Source organism: Mesorhizobium sp. M7A.F.Ca.CA.002.09.1.1, assembly GCF_003998555.1.
Lineage (GTDB): Bacteria > Pseudomonadota > Alphaproteobacteria > Rhizobiales > Rhizobiaceae > Mesorhizobium > Mesorhizobium ciceri.
The window spans coordinates 1-1569 of sequence record NZ_RZRR01001100.1 but is presented as its reverse complement, the minus strand read 5'-3'; the positions used below and the strand labels follow the sequence as shown (position 1 = coordinate 1569).

Below are 1569 nucleotides of genomic sequence, written 5' to 3'. Positions count from 1 at the left end.
AGCAGACATCGGGCGCCTGCACCATCGCCTTGATCAGTTGGACCGGGCCCGCCGCATAACCGATGCGCCAGCCGGTCATTGCATAGGCTTTCGACACGCCGTTCATGGTCAGCGTGCGCTCGTAGAGCTTAGGCTCGACCTCGGCGATGGTCTTGAAGACGAAATCGCCATAGGTCAGGTGCTCGTACATGTCGTCGGTCAGCGTCCAGACATGCGGATGCTTCAACAGCACGTCGGCCAGAGCGCGCAGTTCGGCCTCGGTATAGGCGGCACCCGACGGGTTCGACGGCGAGTTCATCAGCAGCCATTTGGTCTTCGGCGTGATCGCCTTTTCCAGCACGGAAGCGGTCAGTTTGAAGCCGTTGTCGATCGAGGTGTCGGCAAACAAGGAGGTGCCGCCGCAGATCGCCACCATCTCGGGGTAGCTGACCCAGTAGGGGCGAGGAATGATGACCTCGTCGCCGGGGTTCAGCGTCGCCATGAAGGCGTTGAACAGGATCTGCTTGCCGCCCGTACCGACGATGGTCTGCTCGGGCTTGTAGTCGAGATTGTTCTCGCGCTTAAACTTTTTTGCGATCGCCTCGCGCAGCGGCACGATGCCCGAAACCGGCGGATACTTGGTTTCGCCGCGGCGGATCGCCTCGATTGCCGCATTCTTGATGTTGTCGGGCGTGTCGAAATCCGGTTCGCCGGCGCCGAGGCCGATAATGTCACGGCCGGCATTTTTCAGCTCGCGCGCTTTCTGCGTGACCGCGATGGTGGCGGAAGGCTTCACGCGCGAAAGGGTGTCGGCAAGAAAGGCCATGAGCTTGACGTCTCCATGGAAGATCGGCGCGGCCAGGAGCGACCGCGGCGCTTCTCATGTCGCATGATTTCGCGCAACGCAAGCATTGTCGGCTGATCCAGGTCTCAAGGAGCTGTGATCGGACCCGGGGTCGGCAACAATAAATTCATTAACGAGCGGTAGAGGCTTGAGTGGCAGGATCGCAGACCAATTGCGGAGCGAGGAACCGTGTCGCGCAGCGTCGGGCTTGCCCACATCATCCGTCAGGACGACGGCACCTCCACCGGTGTCTGGGGCATCTACACGTTGCAAAGCGCTTTCCAGCCGATCTTCGCCTTCAAGGAAGGCAAGCTGTCGGTGGTCGCGTTCGAAGGGCTGATCCGACCGTTCCGCGACGGCGAGCCACAATCGCCGATGAATTTCTTCTCGACCTGTCCGGCCGCCGACCGGCTGCATATCGAGGCGCTGACCAGGACGCTGCATCTTCTCAACGCCGGTGCCTGCCTGCCGCAGGAAGCGTCGATCTTTGTTAATTTCGACCCGTCGGTGTTCACCGAACGCACTGTTGCCGACGCTGCCTTGCGCGAAATGCGGCTCGTGCTGCACGAGGCCGGCATCGACCCGCGTCGCGTCGTCTGCGAGGTGACCGAGCAGCGGTCGGCGTCGCAGGAAGCCTTGCACGGCTTCGTCGCGGCATTGAGAGCCAACGGTTTCCGCATCGCCGTCGACGACTATGGCGCCGACGATTCCGACATCAACCGGGTCAAGGAGTTGAAGCCGGATAT

Annotated in this window: 2 protein-coding genes; one reads left to right on the top strand and one right to left on the bottom strand. The window is 61.6% G+C overall.

Annotated features, from left to right (window positions below; genetic code table 11):
* Window positions 1-805 (bottom strand): pyridoxal phosphate-dependent aminotransferase (locus EN994_RS30640; RefSeq protein WP_164746385.1); only part of this gene is annotated, 805 nt, incomplete at its 3' end.
* A 207-nt stretch (window positions 806-1012) separates the two neighbouring features.
* On the opposite strand from EN994_RS30640, the gene EN994_RS30635 reads away from it, so the two are divergent.
* Window positions 1013-1569: EAL domain-containing protein (locus tag EN994_RS30635; RefSeq protein ID WP_164746384.1), on the top strand; the 557-nt coding region annotated here is incomplete at its 3' end.